The following is a 19,035-nucleotide window of genomic DNA, read 5'->3' as shown; positions in this document are numbered from 1 at the left end:
CCACCGAGCTTGTCGAGCGACGGCGACTCGCCACCGACATAACGACTGATCTGGTCGAGCTGGTCCATCGGCACGAAGAGCCGGTCGGCGGGATGGCCACGCTTGGAGGGCGCGTACTCGATCACGAGGTACTCGCGGGCTGCACCCTGTACGACGCGCTGCATGAGCTCGACGTAGCGGCCGACACCGTGTTGCTCGTGGACAACGTGATCGCCGGTGGCCAGCTCGAGCGGATCGACCTGCTTGCGGCGACGCGACGGCATCTTGCGCTCGGTACGGTCAGCGGCGCGCTGCCCGACGAGGTCGTCGTACGTCATCACAGCAAGCTGGAGCGGTGTGGACACGAAGCCGTGGTCGAGCTCGCCGAGGATGATCTGCACGACACCTGGAGATGGTGCTGTCACCTCATCGTCGAGCGAAGCGGGTACGTCGTTCTCGGCCAGCCACTCGACGGCGCGCTGCGCCTGACCGTGAGCCGGCGCGACGAAGACGACCTTCATGCCAGCGGCGACCCACGCACGGATGTCGGTCAATGCAGCGGTGGTGTCACCGCGGTACGCAGCGGCTGCCTCCATCTCGACGGATCGCGACTTCTCGTCGGTGTCCAAGCCGAACGGGGAGATCGTGAACCAGGTGTGGCCGAGGCCGAGAGTCTCAAGTCGTACGTCGTCAAGCGTGCGGAATGCCGCTGAGCCGAGATCGATCGGCGCCTCGCCACCACTCGCCGCGGCAGCCCATGACGCCTGGAGGAACTCCTCGCTCGTTGCTACGAGGTCGGCAGCACGGGCACGTATGCGCTCGGGATCGCACAGCAGGATCGCTGAACGCTCGGGCAGCAGGTCGACGAGCAATTCCATCTCGTCTGTCAGGACCGGAGTCAGGGACTCCATGCCCTCGACGGCGTGACCCTCAGAAAGCTTGGTGAAGATCTCGGCCATGCGCGGGTGGCGTTCGGCGAGCTGAGCAGCTCGTACGCGGACCTCGCCGGTCAGCAGCAGCTCACGGCACGGCGGCGCCCATACGTGCGTGACTTCCTCGAGCGTGCGCTGGTCTGCGACGGCGAAGCGGCGGATCTCGTCGACCTCGTCGCCGAAGAACTCGATGCGGAGCGGATGATCCTCGGTCGGCGGGAACACGTCGATGATGCCGCCGCGGACGGCGAACTCACCGCGACGCTCGACCAGGTCGACGCGCGAGTAGGCGGCAGCCGCAAGTGCTTCGACCGTTGCGTCTAGACCTACCTCGTCACCCTTGTGGAGCTCGACGGGCTCGAGGTCGGCGAGCCCCTTGGCCTGCGGCTGGAGCAGCGATCGTACGGGCGCGACGATGACCCGGATCGGCCCGGTAGCCGTCTCCGAATCCAGCTCGCTCGCCTTGGTCGGGTGCACCAGTCGTCGCAGGACTGCCAGGCGCCGGCCGACTGTGTCAGAGCGCGGCGACAGTCGCTCATGCGGAAGCGTTTCCCAGGCCGGGAAGTAGACGACAGCGTCCTTGCCGAGGAGCTCGCCGAGCTGGGCGACGAGATCTTCGCCCTCCCGAGCGGTCGCCGTGACGGCAAGCACTGTCGACTGATCGGCCAACGCTTGGGCGAGGAACGGACGCAGCGGCTCCGGCGCCTGCAGGTCGAGCTCGGCGAGCCCGCCAGCACGGTCGGCGAGAGCGCCGGCGACGGTGGGCTCGGCGGCGACCAGAGTCGCGAGTCTTTGCAGAGTCATCTATCGATTGAACGCACTCTGGGTGGGTTCTAGTCCCCGCGTGATGAGGCTTTCCACGGCGTCAGCGGCTTCCTCGACGTACGTCGGGACATCCTTGCGTTCGGCGGAGGAGTAGGGCTTGAGCACGAACTCGTGCACGCTCTGTCGGCCCTGCGGACGTCCGATGCCGACGCGTACGCGGTTGAAGTCACCTGTGTCGAGTGACTGACGGATCGACTTCAGCCCGTTGTGGCCGTTGTCGCCGCCACCGAACTTGACGCGGAGCTGCCCGAAATCGATGTCGAGCTCATCGTGGATGACAATGAGGTGATCGGGCTCGACCTCAAAGAACTTGGCCAGCGCCGACACAGGTCCGCCGCTCTCGTTCATGTAGGAACGTGAGCGACCGAGCACGACTCGCTCGCCGGCGAGCCGACCTTCGATGACGTCGGCAAGACCGGACTTGTGCTTCTTCCACGAACCGCCGACCCGCTCCGCGAGCACATCGTTCACAAAGTAGCCGACGTTGTGGCGGGTGGTGGCGTACGTCGAGCCCGGATTGCCGAGCCCGACGATCAGCCACGTCACTCGGCCACACTCATTCGTCTGGTGTGGACTCCGCAGCGTCGCCCTCGGGCGAGCCCTCGGCGTCAGCCTCAGCCTCGGCCTCTTCGGCGTCGGTGGCTTCGTGCTCGATGCCAGCCTCAGCCTCAGCCTCGGCGAGCTCGGCTTCAAGCTGCTCGGCGGTCGGAGCGGCGGTGATGTTGACGATGAGGAGATCCTCGTCGACCGCAAGGGTCGACCCGGACGGCAGGACGATGTCGCGGGCGTGGATCTGGTCGCCGGCGTCGAATCCCTCGACCGAGACCTCGAAGGACTCGGGGATGTGAGTCGCTTCTGCCTCGACTGCGATCGTGTTGTTCTCGGTGATCACCAGGTTGCCGCTGATGGCTTCGCCGACAACGTGGATGCGGACGTCGACGGTGACCTTCTCGCCCTTCTTGACGATCAGGAGGTCGGCGTGATCGATGAAGCCCTTGATCGGATCGCGCTGGATCTGCTTGGGAATCGCGAGGTGCTGCTCGGTGCCCAGGTCGATCGTCAGCAGCGCGTTGGAGTTCTTGAGCGCCAACATGAGCTGGTGACCCGGGAGCGTGACGTGCACGGGCTCGGAGCCGTGTCCGTAGAGGACGGCCGGGACGTTGTCGGCGCGGCGGATGCGGCGGGCAGCGCCCTTGCCGAACTCGGTGCGTGCCTCGGCGGCGATCTTGATCTCAGCCATGAAGAGTATCTCGTTTCGATGCGTTGTGATTGCGAAGTTGGTGGCTGCCCGGAGAGGCGCTCAACACAGCACTCCTGTGGAGCGCCCTGTCGATCACGGTCCCGAAGGACCCTCGCCGAGGCAACTCACCGATCTTATCGCAGCGAGCCCCCACGACCCAATTCGCTGAAACCGAGGCTGCCGGCGGCCGAGCGTTGAGGCGGGTTGAGCGTCCCGCGGCGGAGCCGCCGCTGCGAAGCCAGGTGAGACGAGCAGCCAACGCTCCGAACTAAGCGTCCTTGATCGCCTTTGCCACGACGCCAGCGACGGCACCCATGGCCGCGAACATCCCCGCGACGAACAGTGCCGCGAACAGCCCGAACATCACCAGCGGCGCGATACCGTCCGGGCCGTCGTCGAAGATCAGTCCGATCCAGACGATGCAGATCGCGGTCAGGATCCCCAGGATGCCGCCGATGATCACCCCGACGATGGCTCCGCGCTTCATGCCGGTCAGTTCTTGAAGAGGCTGGTGACTGAGCCGTCCTGGAACACGGCGGCTGTTGCCTGGGCCAACAGCGGGGCGATCGAGAGCACCGTGAGCTTGTCGAAGCGCTGATCGTCAGACAGCGGAAGCGTGTTGGTGACGATGACCTCGCACGCTGTGGAGTTCTTGAGCCGATCAACGGCGGGACCCGAGAACACCGCGTGTGTGGCAACGATGACGACGTCCTCAGCGCCATCGGCCATCAGCGCCTCTGCCGCCTGGACGATCGTGCCGCCGGTGTCGATGAGGTCGTCGACCAGGACGCATACGCGACCCTCGACCTCACCAACGACGCGGTTGGCCTTGGTCTCGTTGGGCTTGGTCTCGTTCCGCGTCTTGTGAATGAAGGCCAGCGGCGCTTCGCCGAGGGCCGATGCCCACGACTCGGCCACCTTGATGCGACCAGCATCGGGCGAGACGACCGCAAGGGGCTTCTTGCCGTACTTCTTCTTCACGTAGCGCGTGAGGATCGGCATGGCCAGGAGGTGGTCGACCGGTCCGTCGAAGAAGCCCTGGATCTGGGCGGTGTGGAGATCGACCGTCATGAGTCGGTCGGCACCGGACGCGAGGAACAGGTCAGCCATCAGTCGGGCAGAGATGGGCTCGCGGCCGAGGTGTTTCTTGTCCTGTCGCGCGTAGCCATAGAACGGCAGGATCACCGTGATGCGCTTGGCCGAGGCGCGCTTGAGCGCGTCGATCATGAGGAGCTGCTCCATGATCGCGTCGTTGATGGGCTGCGCGTGGCTCTGCATGATGAACGCATCGCAACCGCGTACGGATTCTTCGAACCGGACGTAGATCTCGCCGTTGGCGAAGTCGTATGCCGTGGTGGGCACGAGATCGATCTGGAGAAGGTCAGCCACCTCCTGTGCCAGCACAGGGTGAGCGCGACCCGAGAACAGCATCAGGTTCTTGGTGGGTGCGCGCTTCGAGAGGCTACTGACCATCTGAGTCGTCCTTCTTTGCGTCGCGCGCTGCCTGGGCTGAGGTGGTGTCGGGTCGCTTCTTCTCGACCCACCCCTCTATGTTCCTCTGTTCACCCTTGCTCACGGCAAGCGCCCCAGGCGGAACGTCCTTGCGGACGGTCGTACCAGCGCCAGTGTGCGCGCCATCGCCGATCGACACCGGGGCGACAAACGTGTTGTTGGACGCCGTACGCGCGTGCTTGCCGACTGTCGTGCGGTGCTTGTTGACCCCGTCGTAGTTGGCGAAGATCGTGCCGGCGCCGATGTTGGTGCCCTCGCCGATCTCGGCATCGCCGACGTACGAGAGGTGCGGCACCTTGGCGCCGTCGCCGATGCGCGCGTTCTTGGTCTCGACGAACGTGCCGATCTTTCCGTTGGCTCCGAGCTCGGTGCCGGGGCGCAGATACGCGAACGGTCCGACCGTTGCGTCAGCGCCGATGACGGCATCCGAGCCATGCGTCCGAATGACCGTCGCGTTGGCGCCAACCTCGACATTGCGGAGGGTGGTGTCGGGACCGATCGTCGTGCCCTCGGCCACGACCGTGGCGCCAAGCAGCTGCGTACCGGGCATCAGGGTGACATCGGGCGCAAGTGTCACGGCTGAGTCGATCCACGTCGTCTCAGGATCGACGATCGTGACGCCCTCGCTCATCCAGTGCTGAGTCTGGCGGCGGTTGAGCTCACGACCGAGGCGGGCGAGCTGCGCGCGATCGTTGACGCCTTCGGTCTGCCACACGTCCTCGAGCAAGTGCGCGCCAACCGGTCGACCCTCATCGAATGCCAGGCCGGCGATGTCGGTGAGATAGAGCTCGCCCTGCGCATTGTTGGACTCGAGGCGCTTGATGGCGTCGACGAGAAAACCAGCCTCGACGGCGATGATCCCGCTGTTGATCTCCCGAACCGCGCGCTGCTCATCAGTGGCGTCCTTGTCCTCACGGATGGCGGTGACGTCACCGGCGTCATTGCGAAGAATGCGTCCGTAGCCAGTGGGGTCATCGAGCTCGGCGGTCAGGATCGTGACCGCGCGGCCCGCAGCGCGATGGTCAACCAGCAGCTCGGCGAGAGTCTGCGACGAGAGCAGCGGAACATCGCCGTACGTCACCAGCACCGTGCCGGTCGGAGCATCATCGAGAGCGTCGAGAGCGATCTGCACTGCGTGGCCCGTGCCGCGCTGTTCTTCCTGCACGGCGTGGATGACGGATGAGCTGAAGGCATCGATCGCTGCGGAGACCTGGTCACGCTCGTGACCCACCACTGCGACGAGAGTCGAGGCTCCTGCTCCGCTGACAGCACGCAGCGCGTGCTCGATCATGCTGCGGCCACCGACTTCGTGCAGAACCTTGGCGTGCGCGGACTTCATCCGCGTCCCAGCACCAGCGGCAAGGACGATTGCGGTGACCTGCTCGGGCTCTGCCTGTTCAGAACGTGTGATGTTTACATTCTCCTTGGTTGAGCTCCCCGGGTAGGAGTCGAACCTACGTCGCTAATCCGCATTCAAAGTGCGGCGGGCCCTGCCGGCAGACCAACCGGGGATCGTCTCTCTGCTCAAGCAAGCGTACCGGTACTAGTCGGCCTGTCGGGCGACGGCGAACACGCGGGCGAACGGGAAGACCGTGCCGTGCGGCGTGCGCGGATAAGCCCCGCGAAGAGCCGCTTTGTACTCGTCGATGAACTCCTCGCGAAGCCCCTCGGGCAGCGCCTGGATGATTGGCCGGGCGCCGGTGCTGGAGATCCAGTCGAACACGGCGTCCTCACCGTGCAAGACGTGCAGGTACGTCGTCTCCCACACGTCGACCTGCCAGCCGAGCTTGCTGAAGAGCTCGAGGTAGGCCTCGGGCGGCGTTCCGCGATCTCCGTGCAGGTCCTCGGTGTGGCTCGCGTACGGGCCGCGCGACGAGATCTCGTGCAGGAGCGTGTGGCTGGGGCCGGCGTAGTTGAACGGCACCTGCAAAGCGAACGTGCCGCCGGGCGCTACTGACGAGCTGAGTCGCTCGACAACGGCGAGCTGATCGGGCACCCACTGGAACAGCGCATTCGAGACGATCGAGTCGACCTCGCCGTCGGGAGCCCAGGTGGTCGCGTCAGCGACCTCGTACGAGGCGCGGCTGTCCCGGTTGTCGGCGTTGGCGCGTTCGATCATCTCCGGCGAGGAGTCGACTCCATGAATCTCTGCCTCGGGCCACCGCGCACGCAGGACGGCCGTGAGGTGCCCGGGCCCGCATCCGAGGTCGACGATCGATCGCGGCTCACCCTGTATGCGTGCGACGAGATCGAGGAACGGCCTCGAACGATCGTCCGCGAACTGCAAGTAGTGCGACGGATCCCAGCTCAAACGGAAGCCCTCTCGTACTGGCCAGCGAGCGACATCAGCCTGGCGTCGTCGCCGCGGCGTGCGATGAGCTGGATCGAGAGCGGCAAGCCCTCTTCGGCGGTCTTGCCGGCAGGCATCGAGACCGCGGGGATTCCGGCGTGGTTCCACTGCGCTGTGTAGGGATAGAACGAGTTCATCGCGAGCACAGTCCGGACGGGGCCCTTGCCCTTCCAGTTCTCCACCGGCACGGCCGGCCCGGACATGACCGGCGTCAGGAGTACGTCGACGCCGAGCTTGTCGTGGATGCCGTCACCCCACTCCTGGCCCTTGCGGATCGCCCAGTCGACGGCCTTCTTGCCGAACGGCCGACCGAGGCGAGCGATGCCCTTCGTACGCTTCTCGAGCTTCGACGGATCGTCGGTGCCGTCGGCCGCGTCACGAATGCCGGCGAGATAGCGGACCGTCAGCGACTTCGAATCGGTGTCGTACGGGATCTTCACCTCGGTGACAGCGTGCCCGGCAGATCGGAAGGTTTCGGCGGCAGCCTCGAGTGCTGCGCGTACGCGGGGATCGAGCGGCAGAGCCTTGGTGGCAGCGGCCGCGCTGTAGGAGAGACCGATCCGCAACGGCTCGGGATCCTTGGCTGCGGCTGCGACCAGCGAAGTCGGGAACGTGCCGAAGGTGTCCAGGAAGAGTGCACTGTCGGCCACGCGCGGAGCCACGCTCCCCTGCGTCGACAGGTCGTGCCAGCCACCTGAGCTCGGCATCGTGTGGTGAGTGGGCTTGAAGCCGACCAGTCCGCAGCACGAAGCCGGTATGCGGATCGACCCTGCGCCGTCCGAGGCGGTCGCGATGCCGACTATGCCCGCAGCGACCAATGCAGCCGACCCTCCCGATGAACCGCCGGGAGTGTGCGCGTTGTTGTGCGGGTTGCGGGTGATGCCGAGCGCGTCCGACTCGGTGAACCCGAAGATTGCGAGCTCGGGCAAGCTCGACTTGGCGACGATGACAGCGCCAGCCGCGCGAAGGGCGGCGACGAGATCGCTGTCCTGGGCGGGCACCGTCGACGTCGCGTTGCTTCCCTTGCCGGTCACCTTGCCGGCGATGTCGAGATCGTCCTTCACTGCGATCGGGATGCCGAGGAACGGCCCGGACTCCCCCGAAGACCGTCTGGCATCCGCAGCATCCGCGGCTGCGAGTGCTTCGTCGGCAAACACAGCCACAGTCGCGTTGATCGACGCGTTGGCACGGTCGATGGCTGCAAGAGCGGCTTCGGTGAGCTGACGCGACGTCAGCTCACCACTGTCGAGGAGCTCCGCCTGTCGGGTCGGACCTGCGGCAAGGGCGTCAGCTGGGTTCATAACGCGAATCTATGCCCTGGGCTACAGGCACGACTCCGTGATCTTGCCAATGACTTCCGGATCGGTGATGGCGGTCAGTGACAGATCCTGGTCAACCATCTCGTCGTAGACGCAGTTGGCGACTTCTTCGGATACGCCGCCCGCTGACGTCATTCCGGTGATGATCGATTCGCGAATGCTCGGATCACTGAGGTCGAAGCCCTGGTCCTCCAGACCGTCTGTCACGTCACCAAGGTCCTCTTCCGAGATGTTCTCAGCGCATGCGGCGCCTGCCTGGGTGGAGATGCTCTGCTGCTCCGAGGCGTCGAGGTCCATGAACTTCTCGAGGCTGCCGGCTTCCTTCTTGATCCCCGCAATCGCGCAATCCTCCAGCTTTTTGGAGAATCCAAGCTCTTTGAGCTCGGCACGAGCGTCTGCCTCTGGATCGCCTCCTCCGCAGCCAGTCAGCGTCACCGACAGAACCAAACCGACAAAGGCCATCGCAGCAGTTTTCATGCGGTGGAATCTAACAGCCTTCGGGGTCCCCTCCGACACCGCCGATTCCTCTCGACGTCAAGAATCTTGACGCATACGATGGGGGTATGTCCCGCGCGCAGGAAGATGACGTCGATCGGCTCATCGCAGCGTGGCGTCACGAACGTCCAGACATGGATGTCTCGCCGATGCAGGTGCTGAGCCGGGTGACCCGACTCGCGCTGCATCTCGATCGCGCTCGCAAACAAGCTTTCGCTGATCACGACCTCGAATCGTCAGAGTTCGACGTGCTGTCGGCCCTGCGCCGCGCCGGCAAGCCCTATCAGTTGTCGCCCGGCCAGCTCGTGCAGGAAACGCTGGTGACGAGCGGCACGATGACCAACCGAGTCGACCGACTCGTCAGCAAGGGTCTCGTCGAGCGCCTCCCCGATCCTGCCGATCGACGAGGCGTCCAAGTACGGCTGACCGCGCCCGGCAGGGTGGCGGTCGATGGTGCGATCGACTCACTTCTCGAGCACGAGCACGAGCTGCTTGCCGGCCTGTCTCCCGACGAGGCAAAGGCTCTCGCCGACTCACTGCGTACGCTTTCGCGCCCCTTCGACCACTGACCTACGCAACGTCGATCACGACGTTGCCGATCTTCTGTCCTGTTTCCACGTACGAATAGGCCTCGACGATCTGATCCAACGGATAGCGCCGATCGATGACCGGCTTGAACTCGCCGGACTCCATCAGGTCCTTGAAGTAGTTCACCGTCTCCGCAGTCTGCTTCGGAATCGGGAACTTGACCTTCTTGCCTCGCAACAGCGGGGTCACAAGGGTCCAAAAGACGTTGCTGCCTCCCCTACCCAGCTCTGACGACACGAAGATGCCGCGCGGCTTCAGGAGCCGCCGGCATTGGCTGAACGAGCTCTTGCCGACCGAATCGAGGACGACGTCGTACGTCTGAGCGTCCTTCGTGAAGTCCTCAAGCCGCGAACCAGGTCGACATGCCCCGGACCGCACACAGCCGTCACGTTTGCACCGACAGCCTTCAGCAATTGGACTGCTGCTGAGCCAATCCCGCCCGTTCCTCCGTTGACCAGGACGTCCTGCCCTGCCTGGACCTTGGCACCCTTGATCGAGGTGAGGGCGTAGTGCGAACCCTCCGTACTGGGAGCGACCAGGTCGTACGTCAGGCCCGAGGGGATGAGCGCCAGCGAGCCCGACTCGGGTATCGACACGAACTCGGCGTGACAGCCGCCTTGCTCGATGAAGCCGAACACTCGGTCGCCAACCGCGAACGACGTGACCGCACTGCCGACTGTGGTGACCTCCCCAGCAAACTCGGTCCCGAGGATCGCCCATTTCGGCCTGAACAGACCAGTGAACAACCTGTTGATGAACGGCTTGGCTGACCGATACGCGCAGTCGGTCCGGTTGACCGTCGTTGCGTGAACCTTGACGAGCAGCTCGTCGTTCTTGATCGTCGGGCGTTCGACGTCAACGATCCGCACCACGTCCGGAGCGCCGTAGGTGGAACGAACCGCAGCCTTCATCAATGGGGCGCTCATGCGTGGAGTCTAGGCGTGGTTCGGCGAGCATCTCGGGGCCCGTAAACTCGTGCGGTGGCACATCTCCTGGGCGTCGAATCGGTTGGCGTGGACTTCCCGACCAAAACCGTCTTCGAGTCGGTGACTCTCGGCATCGACGAAGGTGACCGCATCGGCATCGTCGGTCGCAACGGCGACGGCAAGTCGACCTTGCTCGCCATTCTGGCCGGACGCCTCGAGCCGCACTCGGGCCGCGTCACTCGTCGCGGCGGAGTGACGATCGGCGTGCTCGACCAGACCGACACGCTCGACCAGAATCAGACCGTCGGCCATGCCGTGGTCGGCGACACCCCGGAGTACGAGTGGGCCGGCGACGCCAAGATCCGCGATGTCATCGCTGGTCTCGTCTCGGACATCCCGTGGGACTCGACGGTCGGAACGCTGAGTGGTGGTCAACGCCGACGCATCGCACTCGCGAGGCTGCTGATCGGCGACGACGACGTGCTGTTCCTCGACGAGCCGACGAACCACCTGGACGTCGAAGGCATCACCTGGCTCGCCAGTCACCTGAAGAACCGCTGGCCCGCCAACTCCGGCGGCCTGCTGGTCGTGACGCACGACCGCTGGTTCCTCGACGAGGTCTGCAACGCAACGTGGGAGGTGCACGACGGAATCGTCGAACCCTTCGAAGGTGGTTACGCGGCATACATCCTGCAGCGCGTCGAGCGCGACCGGCACGCATCTGCGACCGAGTCGAAGCGACAGAACCTCATGCGCAAGGAGCTCGCCTGGCTACGCCGCGGCGCACCGGCTCGTACGACGAAGCCGAAGTTCCGTATCGACGCCGCCAACGCGCTGATCGAGAACGAGCCCCCGCCGCGCAACCCGATCGAGCTCAAGCAGATGGCTACAGCGCGACTGGGCAAGGACGTCGTCGACCTGCTCGACGTGTCGGTCTCATACGGAGACCTCGAGGTTCTCCGCAACGTCGAATGGCGCATTGGACCCGGCGAACGCACCGGCATCCTCGGCGCCAACGGTGTCGGCAAGTCCACGCTGCTCAACCTCGTGATCGGCAAGGGCCAGCCGACAACTGGTCGGGTCAAGCGCGGCAAGACCGTCAAGGTCGTGGCGCTCACCCAAGAGCTCAACGAGCTGAAGGAAGTCGCCAACGACCGCGTCAGCGATGTCATCGGTCGCCAGCGCACCGCGTACGTCTCCGGCGGCAAGGAGATGACACCGTCGCAGCTACTCGAGCGGCTCGGCTTCTCGAATGCGCAGATGGCGACTCCTGTACGCGACCTGTCCGGTGGGCAGAAGCGTCGCCTCCAGCTCTTGCTGATCCTGCTCGACGAGCCCAACGTGCTGGTGCTCGATGAGCCGACCAACGACCTCGACACTGACATGCTCGCCGCGATGGAGGACCTCCTCGACTCTTGGCCCGGCACGCTGCTCGTCGTCTCGCACGACCGCTACCTGCTGGAGCGCATCACAGATCAGCAGTACGCGATCCTCGACGGACACTTCCGGCACCTGCCCGGCGGAGTCGACCAGTACCTGCGCCTGCGCAAGGAGCAGGATGCCCGCCCAGTCTCCAGCGCCCCAGTCGCTGCTGCGTCGGGACTGTCGAGCGCCGAGCTGCGCAACACCAAGAAGGAAATCGCGTCGATCGACCGCAAGATGGAGAAGTTGACGGCTCGCATCGACGCCCTGCACACCGAGATGGCTCAGCACGATCCGAGCGACATACCCGGACTCACCGCGATGACCAAGGAAGTCGCTGACCTCGAGAAGCAGGTGTCAGATCATGAACACCGCTGGATCGAGCTCTCCGAGCTGATCGACGCCTAGCTCGTCATAGCCCACACCGCCCGCGATTTGTGACCTTACGAGCGCCATTCCTGGCGCGAAGCGCCTAGAAAGTCACAAATCGCGGGGGCGGCTAGGCGAGTCGGGCGCCGGGCACAGGCCCGTGCGACTGCACGACATCTGCGCAGGCCGCAGCGCTGGTCAGCGCGAACGCGATGTCGAGGCTGTGCTGCTCATCCGACGCAAGGAACATCGCGGTCGGGCCGGAGCCGGAGAGGATGGCGCCGAGCGCCCCCGCCTCGATGCCGACCTCGAGGGTGTCCTGCAGCTCCGGACGGAGTGACAGCGCCGCCTCGGTGAGGTCATTGGAGAGCGCATCGCCGAGCGCATCCGCATCGCCGGCTCGCAGGGCAGCGAGCAGGGCGTCGGGCACCTTGGGGTCGGGCACCTTGCCATCGGCATTGAGCCGGTCGAACTCCGCGTACACGGCGGCCGTCGACAGTCCTTCGGCGGCGATTGCGAAGACCCAGTGGTACGAACCGCGCGCAAGCACGGGGCTGATGGTCTCGCCGCGGCCGCCACCGACCGCAATGCCGCCATGCAGCAGAAACGGCACGTCGCTGCCGAGCTTGGCGGCGAGGAATTCCAGGTCTGCTCGTCCGAGGCCCGTGCCCCATGCATCGTTGCACGCGACCAGAGAGGCGGCAGCATCGGCGGATCCGCCGGCCATACCTCCGGCAACGGGGATGACCTTGCGGATCGCCAAGTCCACACCGCCGACGAAGCCCGTGTGGTCACGCAGCAGCTTCGCTGCCTTCACGGCAAGGTTGTTGTCGTCCTCCGGGACATTCGCCAGCTCGGACCGTACGTCGAGCTCGGAGTTGACGATGACGTTGATCTCGTCATCCGCGCGACTGGTCGCGCGGACCTCGTCGTGGAGCCCCACGGCCTGGTAGACCGTGGCGAGCGGGTGATAGCCGTCGTCACGGACCGGTCCGACACCCAGGCACAGATTGATCTTGGCGGGGACCCGGACGGTGGCGACGTTCACCCGGAACAACCTAGTGCGTGGCCCCAACGGCCCGCCCGGTTACCTAGAAGGTCTTGTCCTCTACGACGTCCAGGTTGTGGAACGTCGGCGGTCCGTCGACGAGCCCAGCCAGCTTGGCCGCGAACTCCCCGGTCTCCGGGAGGTTGGAGTTCTCCATCGCTGACTCGTACGAATCGAAGAAGACGATCGTCATGAACTTGGTCGGATCGTCGCGATCCTGCGTCCTGATCGATCGACGAACCGTGTATCGGTCCTGCGTCGCCGCCTCGAGCTCCGCGACCGCCGCCTCGATCTCCTCGCCGCGAGTCGTGTGTCCTTCGATGATCTGAATGAATGTCATGGCCCTGCTCCTTTGCCGATGCCCCTGAGGGACACCGTAGGACTCACGAAGCGGGTTGACCAGAGATGCGGACTCGGCTGCTACTGATAGACGACAGCCTCGGCGGATCCGATGTAGATGTTGGTACCGATGGGGAGCCCGAGACTTGCGGTGCTGAGCGTGATGCGAATGGCGTTCACCTTGGCGGCATACCGGTCGCCGGGAAGTTCAGTGATCTTCTGCTCGTTCAGCACGACCTTGCCGAGCCCGGAGATGTTGTAGGTCGTGTTGGGCGGTACGTCGTAGTTCTGGTACTCCGAGTTGCCGGACTTGAGCCGGGTGACGTGCATCTGCGTCGTGGCGGAGAACGTGTCGTCCTCGGTCCGCCCGTCGAAGTAGGTCTGCCCCGCGAACGCGGTCACGTCGATGCCCTCGATGAGCAGCCCGGCGGCCTTGAGCCTGGCGATCCTCACAGTGGATCGTGCTGCGAGGTGGTCGTTGAAGCGGTCAATGGGCGCGCTCCTGGCGTCCGACTCGATGCCGAAGGCCTCCACCCCTGGTGCGAAGAAGAACCCGTCAAGACTGAACCTCGCCACTTCAGCCGTGTTCGCATTCCCTCCTGCACTCTTGGGCACGTTGGCGAGGCCCAGCTTGCGAGTCACGATCTTGATCAGGTCGAGGAAGTTTGAATCGACATATACACCTACAGCGCTGCCGCCGTAGGTGTCGCCGTTGAACGAAAAAGTCTCCTTGCTGACGTCATACCTGAGGATCTGGACGACATCGAAGCTCTCAAGCGGCAGCGGGATAGGGGCGGTCTTCTCTCCGATTGTCACGTCGACCAGCCCCTCCGTGTCCTCGGCCGGCGGAACGGGTACGTCCTCAGCCTCAGCGGGAGCAGCATCGGTGGTTGCCGGGGCTTCGGGAGTCGGCGTAGCTGTCGCCTGGGCCTCGCCTTCCGCTGCCGTTGCTGGCGACAGACCTTGGATCGAGAGGGCGGTGACGGCAACGAGGCTCGCAACAGCGGACATCTTGAGCTTGAGACGCATGGGAGTGGCTCCAACCGGTCAGGAAATGCGATGTATATCGCAACCAACTGTTAAGCACCATATTCGTCACCCGACCGCGCTCGCAGTGGTTTCGGATTGCGGCGGGCCAGAAGAGTCCAGCTACAGAAACTGGCCGAGGCGGGCGAACTCTTCAATACCGAGTGATTCGCCGCGGGCTTGGGGAGAGATGCCAGCCTTGACCAGCGCCTCCTCGGCCAACACGCCGGAGCCGGCAAGCACGGACAGCGCGGCGCGCATGGTCTTGCGGCGCTGGGCGAAGGCGGCATCGATGACTGCGAACGTACGCAGGCGATGCGCTTCGTCACCGGGCTCGGAGCGACGCTTCCAGGCAACGAGCGAGGACTCGACATTCGGCATCGGCCAGAAGACGTTGCGACCAACAGATCCGGACAGGCGCATCTCGGCGTACCAGGCGGACTTCACGGAGGGCACGCCATACGTCTTCGAGCCCGGGCCAGCAGCCAGTCGGTGCGCGACTTCGGCCTGCACCATCACGAGACCCGTCTGGATCGACGGGAAGCGCTCGAAGAATGTGAGCAGTACAGGCACCGAGACGTTGTACGGGAGGTTGGCCACCATCGCCGTCGGCTCCGGGCCGGGAAGCTCTGTGACCTTCATGGCATCGGCCACGACGAGACCGAAGTTGTCGACCTGGTCAGGCGCGTACGAGGCGATCGTCGACGGCAGTTGGGCGGCCAGCACCTCGTCGATCTCGACTGCGGTCACGTGGCGCGCGATATCGAGCAGGCCGAGGGTCAACGAGCCAAGGCCTGGACCGATCTCGACGACCACGTCGTCAGGACCGATGCCTGAGGTCTTGACGATGCGGCGAACGGTGTTGGCATCGGTGACAAAGTTCTGCCCCCGCTGCTTGGTGGGCCGAATCCCGCAGGACTCAGCCAGCTCTCGGATGTCGGACGGACCGAGGAGCCGCGGCGGTGTCAGTCGAACCTCGCGTGGGCGCATCCCCATTGGCCCCAGCCTGAACGAGCCTGGAGGATCTTGGCGAACTTGATCTGGACCTCACGGCTGTGCTGGTGAGGCAGACCGGGCCCGCCGACGCTGCGCCACGTCGCGGCACTGAACTGCAGACCGCCGTAATAGCCGTTGCCGGTGTTGATCGACCAGTTGCCGCCGGACTCACACTGGGCGATCTTGTCCCAGACGCTGTCCGGCGGAGTCGTGGCCGTGCCATGTGACTCGACCTGACCCACCGGCTTCACCAGCACTTCGCTGGTCAGCACGACGCGGTCGCGGAGCTTGCCGTCGGCCATGACGAGGGTGACCTTCTCGCGGTTCTTGCCCTTCTTGCCGGCCTTGAGGACGGAGACGTCGCCCTCCATCGCCTCGGGATCCTTGCGGACCTCGACGGGGAACTTCACGCGCACGACTTCGGTCTTGGTGACCTTCTCGATGCGAACGACCTTGAGCTTCTGCTCCGGCTTCACGAAGGCGTCATTGCCGGGCTTGACCTCATCGTCTGTGTCGAGCTCGACCTTCGCCGCCTCGAGCACCTTGGCAACGGTGGGTTCCTTGGTCGTCACCTTCGTGGACTTGCCGTCGGCAATGACGGTCAGAGTCTTCTCGGTGCTGACGACGATCTCCGAGCCCTTCCGAGACAGCGGAGCCGAGCGCTCGTCGGAAACATACGCGTCGGCGGCCGGCTGCACGCCGAACTCGTCGAGAGCCTCGCCGACCGTTCGGTCAAAGACGATGTGCTTGGTGACGGTGCCGTCGACTGCGAGGGTGACCGGCTTCGCGTACGAGATGTCGATCGAGTCGCCGTCATTGACGGCCGCGCTGGGCGACGGACTGAGCTTGTCCCCGTCGTTGATCGAGATGTCCCTTGCGGCCAGGACGTCAGAAACGGTGTCCCCAAACGTGCGGACCGTGTCCTGTTGACCGTCGATCGTGACGGTGATGGTCTTGCTGAAGGCGCCATATGCAGCGGTCCCGCCGGCAACCAGCAGAACGATCGCCAGGTTGAGGGCGATCAGAGAAGTCGATTTGTGCGGCAGCCGATGGGCAGCCCGGTGTGCATGGGGCACTGCTGAATGTGCATGAGGCACTGCTGAATCCTTGGAATCCGAGGTCATGGCAGTCTCTCACCATAGCGAGGGCCCCCGCAGGATCAAATTCGTTCTGGCCAAGATCCGCCGTACGCCCGGTCCGTGTTTGCGTTGATGTCCTGGCACAGGTCATCGGCCGAAATCCCTAGCGTTTCAGCCATTAATCGCACTGTGAGCGGAATCAGGTACGACGCATTTGGCTGACCTCGGTGCGGCGAAGGTGTGAGGAAGGGCGCATCGGTCTCCACGAGGATCCGGTCGCGTGGGGTGACCAGCAGCGCTTCGCGCAGGTTGGCGGCGTTCTTGAACGTCACGGTGCCCGCGAACGACAGGAACGCCCCACGCTCAACGCATTCCTTGGCGAAGGCGGCGTCACCGGAGAAGCAGTGCATCACCGTACGGTCCGGGATGCCTTCGTCGTCGAGCACCTCCAGGACATCAGCATGCGCGTCACGGTCGTGGATCATCAGCGCCTTGCCGTGACGCTTGGCCATCCGGATGTGCTCACGGAACGAGTGATGCTGCGCTTCCTTGCCCTCGTCACCGGTACGGAAGTAGTCAAGACCTGTCTCGCCGATGGCGCGTACGTGGTCGCCGGACCCCGCGAGCGAGTCGATCTCCGCGAGCGCCTCCTCGAGCTTGCCGACTTCGGCGAGGCGCGGTGCTTCATTCGGATGCAGAGCGACAGCCGCGACGACAGAGTCGTACGCCTGCGCTGTCTCAACTGCCCAACGTGCGCCAGGCAGGTCACAACCCACCTGGACGATGCGGGTGATGTTGACCGCGGCAGCGCGATCGAGTGCCTCGTCTACCGACAAGATGTCGACGTCCCTGGGCGGCATGTCCATGTGGCAGTGGTTGTCCACCACCGGGAACGGCAGCCGTTCGGGCGTCTCGGGCCAGCTCACGCCGACACCTCCTTGGAAAAGAAGAAACGGTAAGAAGGCGCCGGCGTGACTGATACCTGATGGTTCGCGCCCCCTACTCGCTCACAAGCAATGTGTAGACCCAACGGAGCTCGTGGGGGGACCCCCAGCTGGCGCTCGCTCACTCCGCGACCGCAGCCTCGATGCGCGGGAACAGCGACGACGGCTTGGTGATCGTCGAGCCGGTGGGCAGCTGACCCCAGGCGGCAACGCCATCGATGCGCTGGTCAGCCAGCGCTCCAAGTGCCGACTCAGCACCGAGCGAGTCCCACAGCACCGCGGAAGCCTTCGGGATCACCGGATTGAGCAGGACTGCGAGCACGCGGAGTCCCTCAGCAGCCGTCGTCAGGATCGTCGCCAGGCGATCAGAATCTGGATCGTCCTTCGCAACCTTCCACGGAGCCTGCTCGGTGATGTAGCCGTTGAGCTCGTCGACGATGCGCCATACGGCGGTCAGCGCATCCTGTGGCGCAACGGCATCGATCGCGGCATCGGCCTCAGCGACCGCCTTGCTCACGACATCGACCACCATCTGGTCGGCAACGGTGGTCGTGCCAGCCGCAGGCAGCGTGCCATCGAAGTACTTGCCGATCATCGCGGCCACCCGCGACGCGAGGTTGCCGAAGCCGTTGGCGAGCTCAGCGTGATAGCGAGCGTGCATGTCTTCCCACGAGATCGAGCCGTCGCTGCCGAATGTCAGTGCGCGCGCGAAGTAGTAGCGGTAGGCGTCGGACCCGAAGGTGTCGACGATCTCGTCGGGACGGATGCCATTGGCCTTGGACTTCGACATCTTCTGACCGCCGACCAGGATCCAGCCGTGCGCGAACACCTGGTGCGGCACCGGCTGACCAGCAGCCATCAACATGGCAGGCCAGATGACGGCGTGGAATCGGGCGATGTCCTTGCCGACAAGGTGGATGTTGGCGGGCCACACCTCGTCGAAACGCTTCTGCTCCGTGCCGTAGCCGACTGCGGTCGCGTAGTTGAGCAGCGCCTCGATCCAGACGTACATGACGTGCTTGTCGTCCCACGGCACGTCGATGCCCCAGTCGAAGGTCGAGCGGGAGATCGAGAGATCACGCAGCCCCCTCGAGACGAACGAGATCGCCTCGTTGCGCGCCGACTCGGGCTGGATGAACGTGGGGTTCGCTTCGTAGAAGTCGAGCAACTTCTGCTGGTAGTCGCTGAGCCGGAAGAAGTAGTTCTCCTCGGTCTGGAACTCCAGTCGAGTTCCGTCGATCTTGGACACCTTGAAGCCTTCGTCGTCGCCTTCGCCGTCAACGACGTCGTCTTCGGCGATGAACTCCTCGGCGCCCACGCTGTAGTAGCCCTCGAAGCTTCCCTTGTAGACGGCGTCACGGTCAAAGAGGTCCTGCCAGAACGCCTTGGAGCCGTCCTCGTGGCGCTTCTCCGTCGTACGGATGAAGTCGTCGTTGGCAATGTCGAGGGTGGCGAGCAGCGGCTTCCACTCGTCCTCGACAAGCTTGTCGACCCACTCCTGTGGGCTGACGCCGTTGTCCTCAGCCTTGCGGAGGACCTTCTGGCCGTGCTCGTCAGTGCCCGTCAGGTACCAGACGTTCTCGCCGCGCTGACGGTGCCAGCGCGTGATGATGTCACCCATGACCGTCGTGTAGCCGTGCCCGATG

General features: G+C 64.7%; 19 protein-coding genes, 1 tRNA gene and 1 pseudogene. 2 read left to right on the top strand and 19 right to left on the bottom strand.

Translation table 11 applies throughout. From position 1 onward, the window contains the following. The 10 genes from V6M39_RS14075 to V6M39_RS14030 all read right to left on the bottom strand — a co-directional run. A partial coding sequence (locus V6M39_RS14075) for a CarD family transcriptional regulator (RefSeq protein ID WP_332644443.1) occupies positions 1 to 1,715 on the bottom strand: 1,715 nt, incomplete at its 3' end. Then, positions 1,716 to 2,282, bottom strand: a complete 567-nt coding sequence (gene pth / locus V6M39_RS14070) for an aminoacyl-tRNA hydrolase (RefSeq protein ID WP_332644442.1) — start codon at positions 2,280 to 2,282, stop codon at positions 1,716 to 1,718. It abuts the gene before it with no gap. Positions 2,283 to 2,292: 10 nt separating this feature from the next. Continuing rightward, entirely contained in the window at positions 2,293 to 2,976 is a 684-nt protein-coding gene (locus tag V6M39_RS14065) for a 50S ribosomal protein L25/general stress protein Ctc (RefSeq protein ID WP_332644441.1), read from the bottom strand. 268 nt (positions 2,977 to 3,244) lie between these two features. Then, positions 3,245 to 3,463, bottom strand: a complete 219-nt coding sequence (locus tag V6M39_RS14060; RefSeq protein ID WP_332644440.1) for a hypothetical protein — start codon at positions 3,461 to 3,463, stop codon at positions 3,245 to 3,247. A 5-nt stretch (positions 3,464 to 3,468) separates the two neighbouring features. After that, positions 3,469 to 4,449, bottom strand: coding sequence for a ribose-phosphate diphosphokinase (locus V6M39_RS14055; RefSeq protein ID WP_332644439.1), 981 nt, complete (start codon positions 4,447 to 4,449; stop codon positions 3,469 to 3,471). Next, a complete protein-coding gene (gene glmU / locus V6M39_RS14050; protein ID WP_332644445.1) occupies positions 4,439 to 5,899 on the bottom strand; it encodes a bifunctional UDP-N-acetylglucosamine diphosphorylase/glucosamine-1-phosphate N-acetyltransferase GlmU in 1,461 nt (486 codons plus the stop codon). The genes V6M39_RS14055 and glmU overlap by 11 nt, the downstream gene beginning before the upstream one ends. Positions 5,900 to 5,921: 22 nt before the next feature. Next, positions 5,922 to 6,000, bottom strand: a tRNA-Gln gene (locus V6M39_RS14045). 31 nt (positions 6,001 to 6,031) lie between these two features. Continuing rightward, a complete protein-coding gene (locus V6M39_RS14040) occupies positions 6,032 to 6,799 on the bottom strand; it encodes a methyltransferase domain-containing protein (protein ID WP_332644438.1) in 768 nt (255 codons plus the stop codon). After that, the gene (locus V6M39_RS14035) at positions 6,796 to 8,139 is read right to left on the bottom strand and encodes an amidase (RefSeq protein WP_332644437.1); all 1,344 of its coding nucleotides are present in this window, start codon (positions 8,137 to 8,139) and stop codon (positions 6,796 to 6,798) included. Before V6M39_RS14035 ends, V6M39_RS14040 begins: the two co-directional genes overlap by 4 nt. A 21-nt stretch (positions 8,140 to 8,160) precedes the next feature. Continuing rightward, the gene (locus tag V6M39_RS14030) at positions 8,161 to 8,634 is read right to left on the bottom strand and encodes a hypothetical protein (RefSeq protein WP_332644436.1); all 474 of its coding nucleotides are present in this window, start codon (positions 8,632 to 8,634) and stop codon (positions 8,161 to 8,163) included. Positions 8,635 to 8,720: 86 nt separating this feature from the next. On the opposite strand from V6M39_RS14030, the gene V6M39_RS14025 reads away from it, so the two are divergent. Then, positions 8,721 to 9,221, top strand: coding sequence for a MarR family winged helix-turn-helix transcriptional regulator (locus tag V6M39_RS14025; protein ID WP_332644435.1), 501 nt, complete (start codon positions 8,721 to 8,723; stop codon positions 9,219 to 9,221). Position 9,222: 1 nt separating this feature from the next. On the opposite strand, the gene V6M39_RS18120 is transcribed toward V6M39_RS14025, so the two are convergent. Together V6M39_RS18120 and V6M39_RS14015 are read right to left on the bottom strand one after the other, a co-directional pair. Continuing rightward, positions 9,223 to 9,618 (bottom strand): zinc-binding dehydrogenase, encoded by a 396-nt coding sequence (locus V6M39_RS18120; RefSeq protein ID WP_442880810.1) that lies wholly within the window; start codon positions 9,616 to 9,618, stop codon positions 9,223 to 9,225. Between the two features lie 215 nt (positions 9,619 to 9,833). After that, positions 9,834 to 10,151: pseudogene (locus V6M39_RS14015) on the bottom strand (alcohol dehydrogenase catalytic domain-containing protein); the annotation flags it as partial. A gap of 69 nt (positions 10,152 to 10,220) precedes the next feature. Here V6M39_RS14015 and V6M39_RS14010 point away from each other — a divergent pair. After that, the gene (locus V6M39_RS14010) at positions 10,221 to 11,996 is read left to right on the top strand and encodes an ABC-F family ATP-binding cassette domain-containing protein (RefSeq protein ID WP_332644434.1); all 1,776 of its coding nucleotides are present in this window, start codon (positions 10,221 to 10,223) and stop codon (positions 11,994 to 11,996) included. Positions 11,997 to 12,087: 91 nt separating this feature from the next. Here V6M39_RS14010 and V6M39_RS14005 read toward each other — a convergent pair whose 3' ends face one another. The 7 genes from V6M39_RS14005 to metG form a co-directional block, all read right to left on the bottom strand. After that, positions 12,088 to 13,005, bottom strand: a complete 918-nt coding sequence (locus tag V6M39_RS14005; protein ID WP_332644433.1) for a 4-(cytidine 5'-diphospho)-2-C-methyl-D-erythritol kinase — start codon at positions 13,003 to 13,005, stop codon at positions 12,088 to 12,090. Positions 13,006 to 13,048: 43 nt separating this feature from the next. After that, positions 13,049 to 13,345 carry a hypothetical protein gene (locus tag V6M39_RS14000; RefSeq protein WP_332644432.1) on the bottom strand — a complete coding sequence of 99 codons (297 nt, stop codon included), beginning with the start codon at positions 13,343 to 13,345 and terminating at the stop codon, positions 13,049 to 13,051. A gap of 80 nt (positions 13,346 to 13,425) precedes the next feature. After that, the gene (locus tag V6M39_RS13995; RefSeq protein ID WP_332644431.1) at positions 13,426 to 14,373 is read right to left on the bottom strand and encodes a choice-of-anchor P family protein; all 948 of its coding nucleotides are present in this window, start codon (positions 14,371 to 14,373) and stop codon (positions 13,426 to 13,428) included. Positions 14,374 to 14,493: 120 nt separating this feature from the next. Continuing rightward, positions 14,494 to 15,366, bottom strand: coding sequence for a 16S rRNA (adenine(1518)-N(6)/adenine(1519)-N(6))-dimethyltransferase RsmA (rsmA, locus tag V6M39_RS13990; protein WP_332644430.1), 873 nt, complete (start codon positions 15,364 to 15,366; stop codon positions 14,494 to 14,496). Beyond that, entirely contained in the window at positions 15,336 to 16,463 is a 1,128-nt protein-coding gene (locus tag V6M39_RS13985) for a ubiquitin-like domain-containing protein (RefSeq protein WP_332644429.1), read from the bottom strand. Before V6M39_RS13985 ends, rsmA begins: the two co-directional genes overlap by 31 nt. 62 nt (positions 16,464 to 16,525) lie before the next feature. Then, positions 16,526 to 17,371 carry a TatD family hydrolase gene (locus V6M39_RS13980; protein WP_332644428.1) on the bottom strand — a complete coding sequence of 282 codons (846 nt, stop codon included), beginning with the start codon at positions 17,369 to 17,371 and terminating at the stop codon, positions 16,526 to 16,528. Positions 17,372 to 17,510: 139 nt separating this feature from the next. Further along, on the bottom strand, positions 17,511 to 19,034 hold the full coding sequence (gene metG / locus V6M39_RS13975; RefSeq protein ID WP_332644427.1) for a methionine--tRNA ligase: 1,524 nt from the start codon (positions 19,032 to 19,034) through the stop codon (positions 17,511 to 17,513). Between the last annotated feature and the right edge of the window lies 1 nt (position 19,035).

This window comes from Aeromicrobium sp. (genome assembly GCF_036675695.1).
Taxonomy (GTDB): domain Bacteria; phylum Actinomycetota; class Actinomycetes; order Propionibacteriales; family Nocardioidaceae; genus Aeromicrobium.
This window is presented reverse-complemented; position numbering and strand designations above follow the sequence as displayed.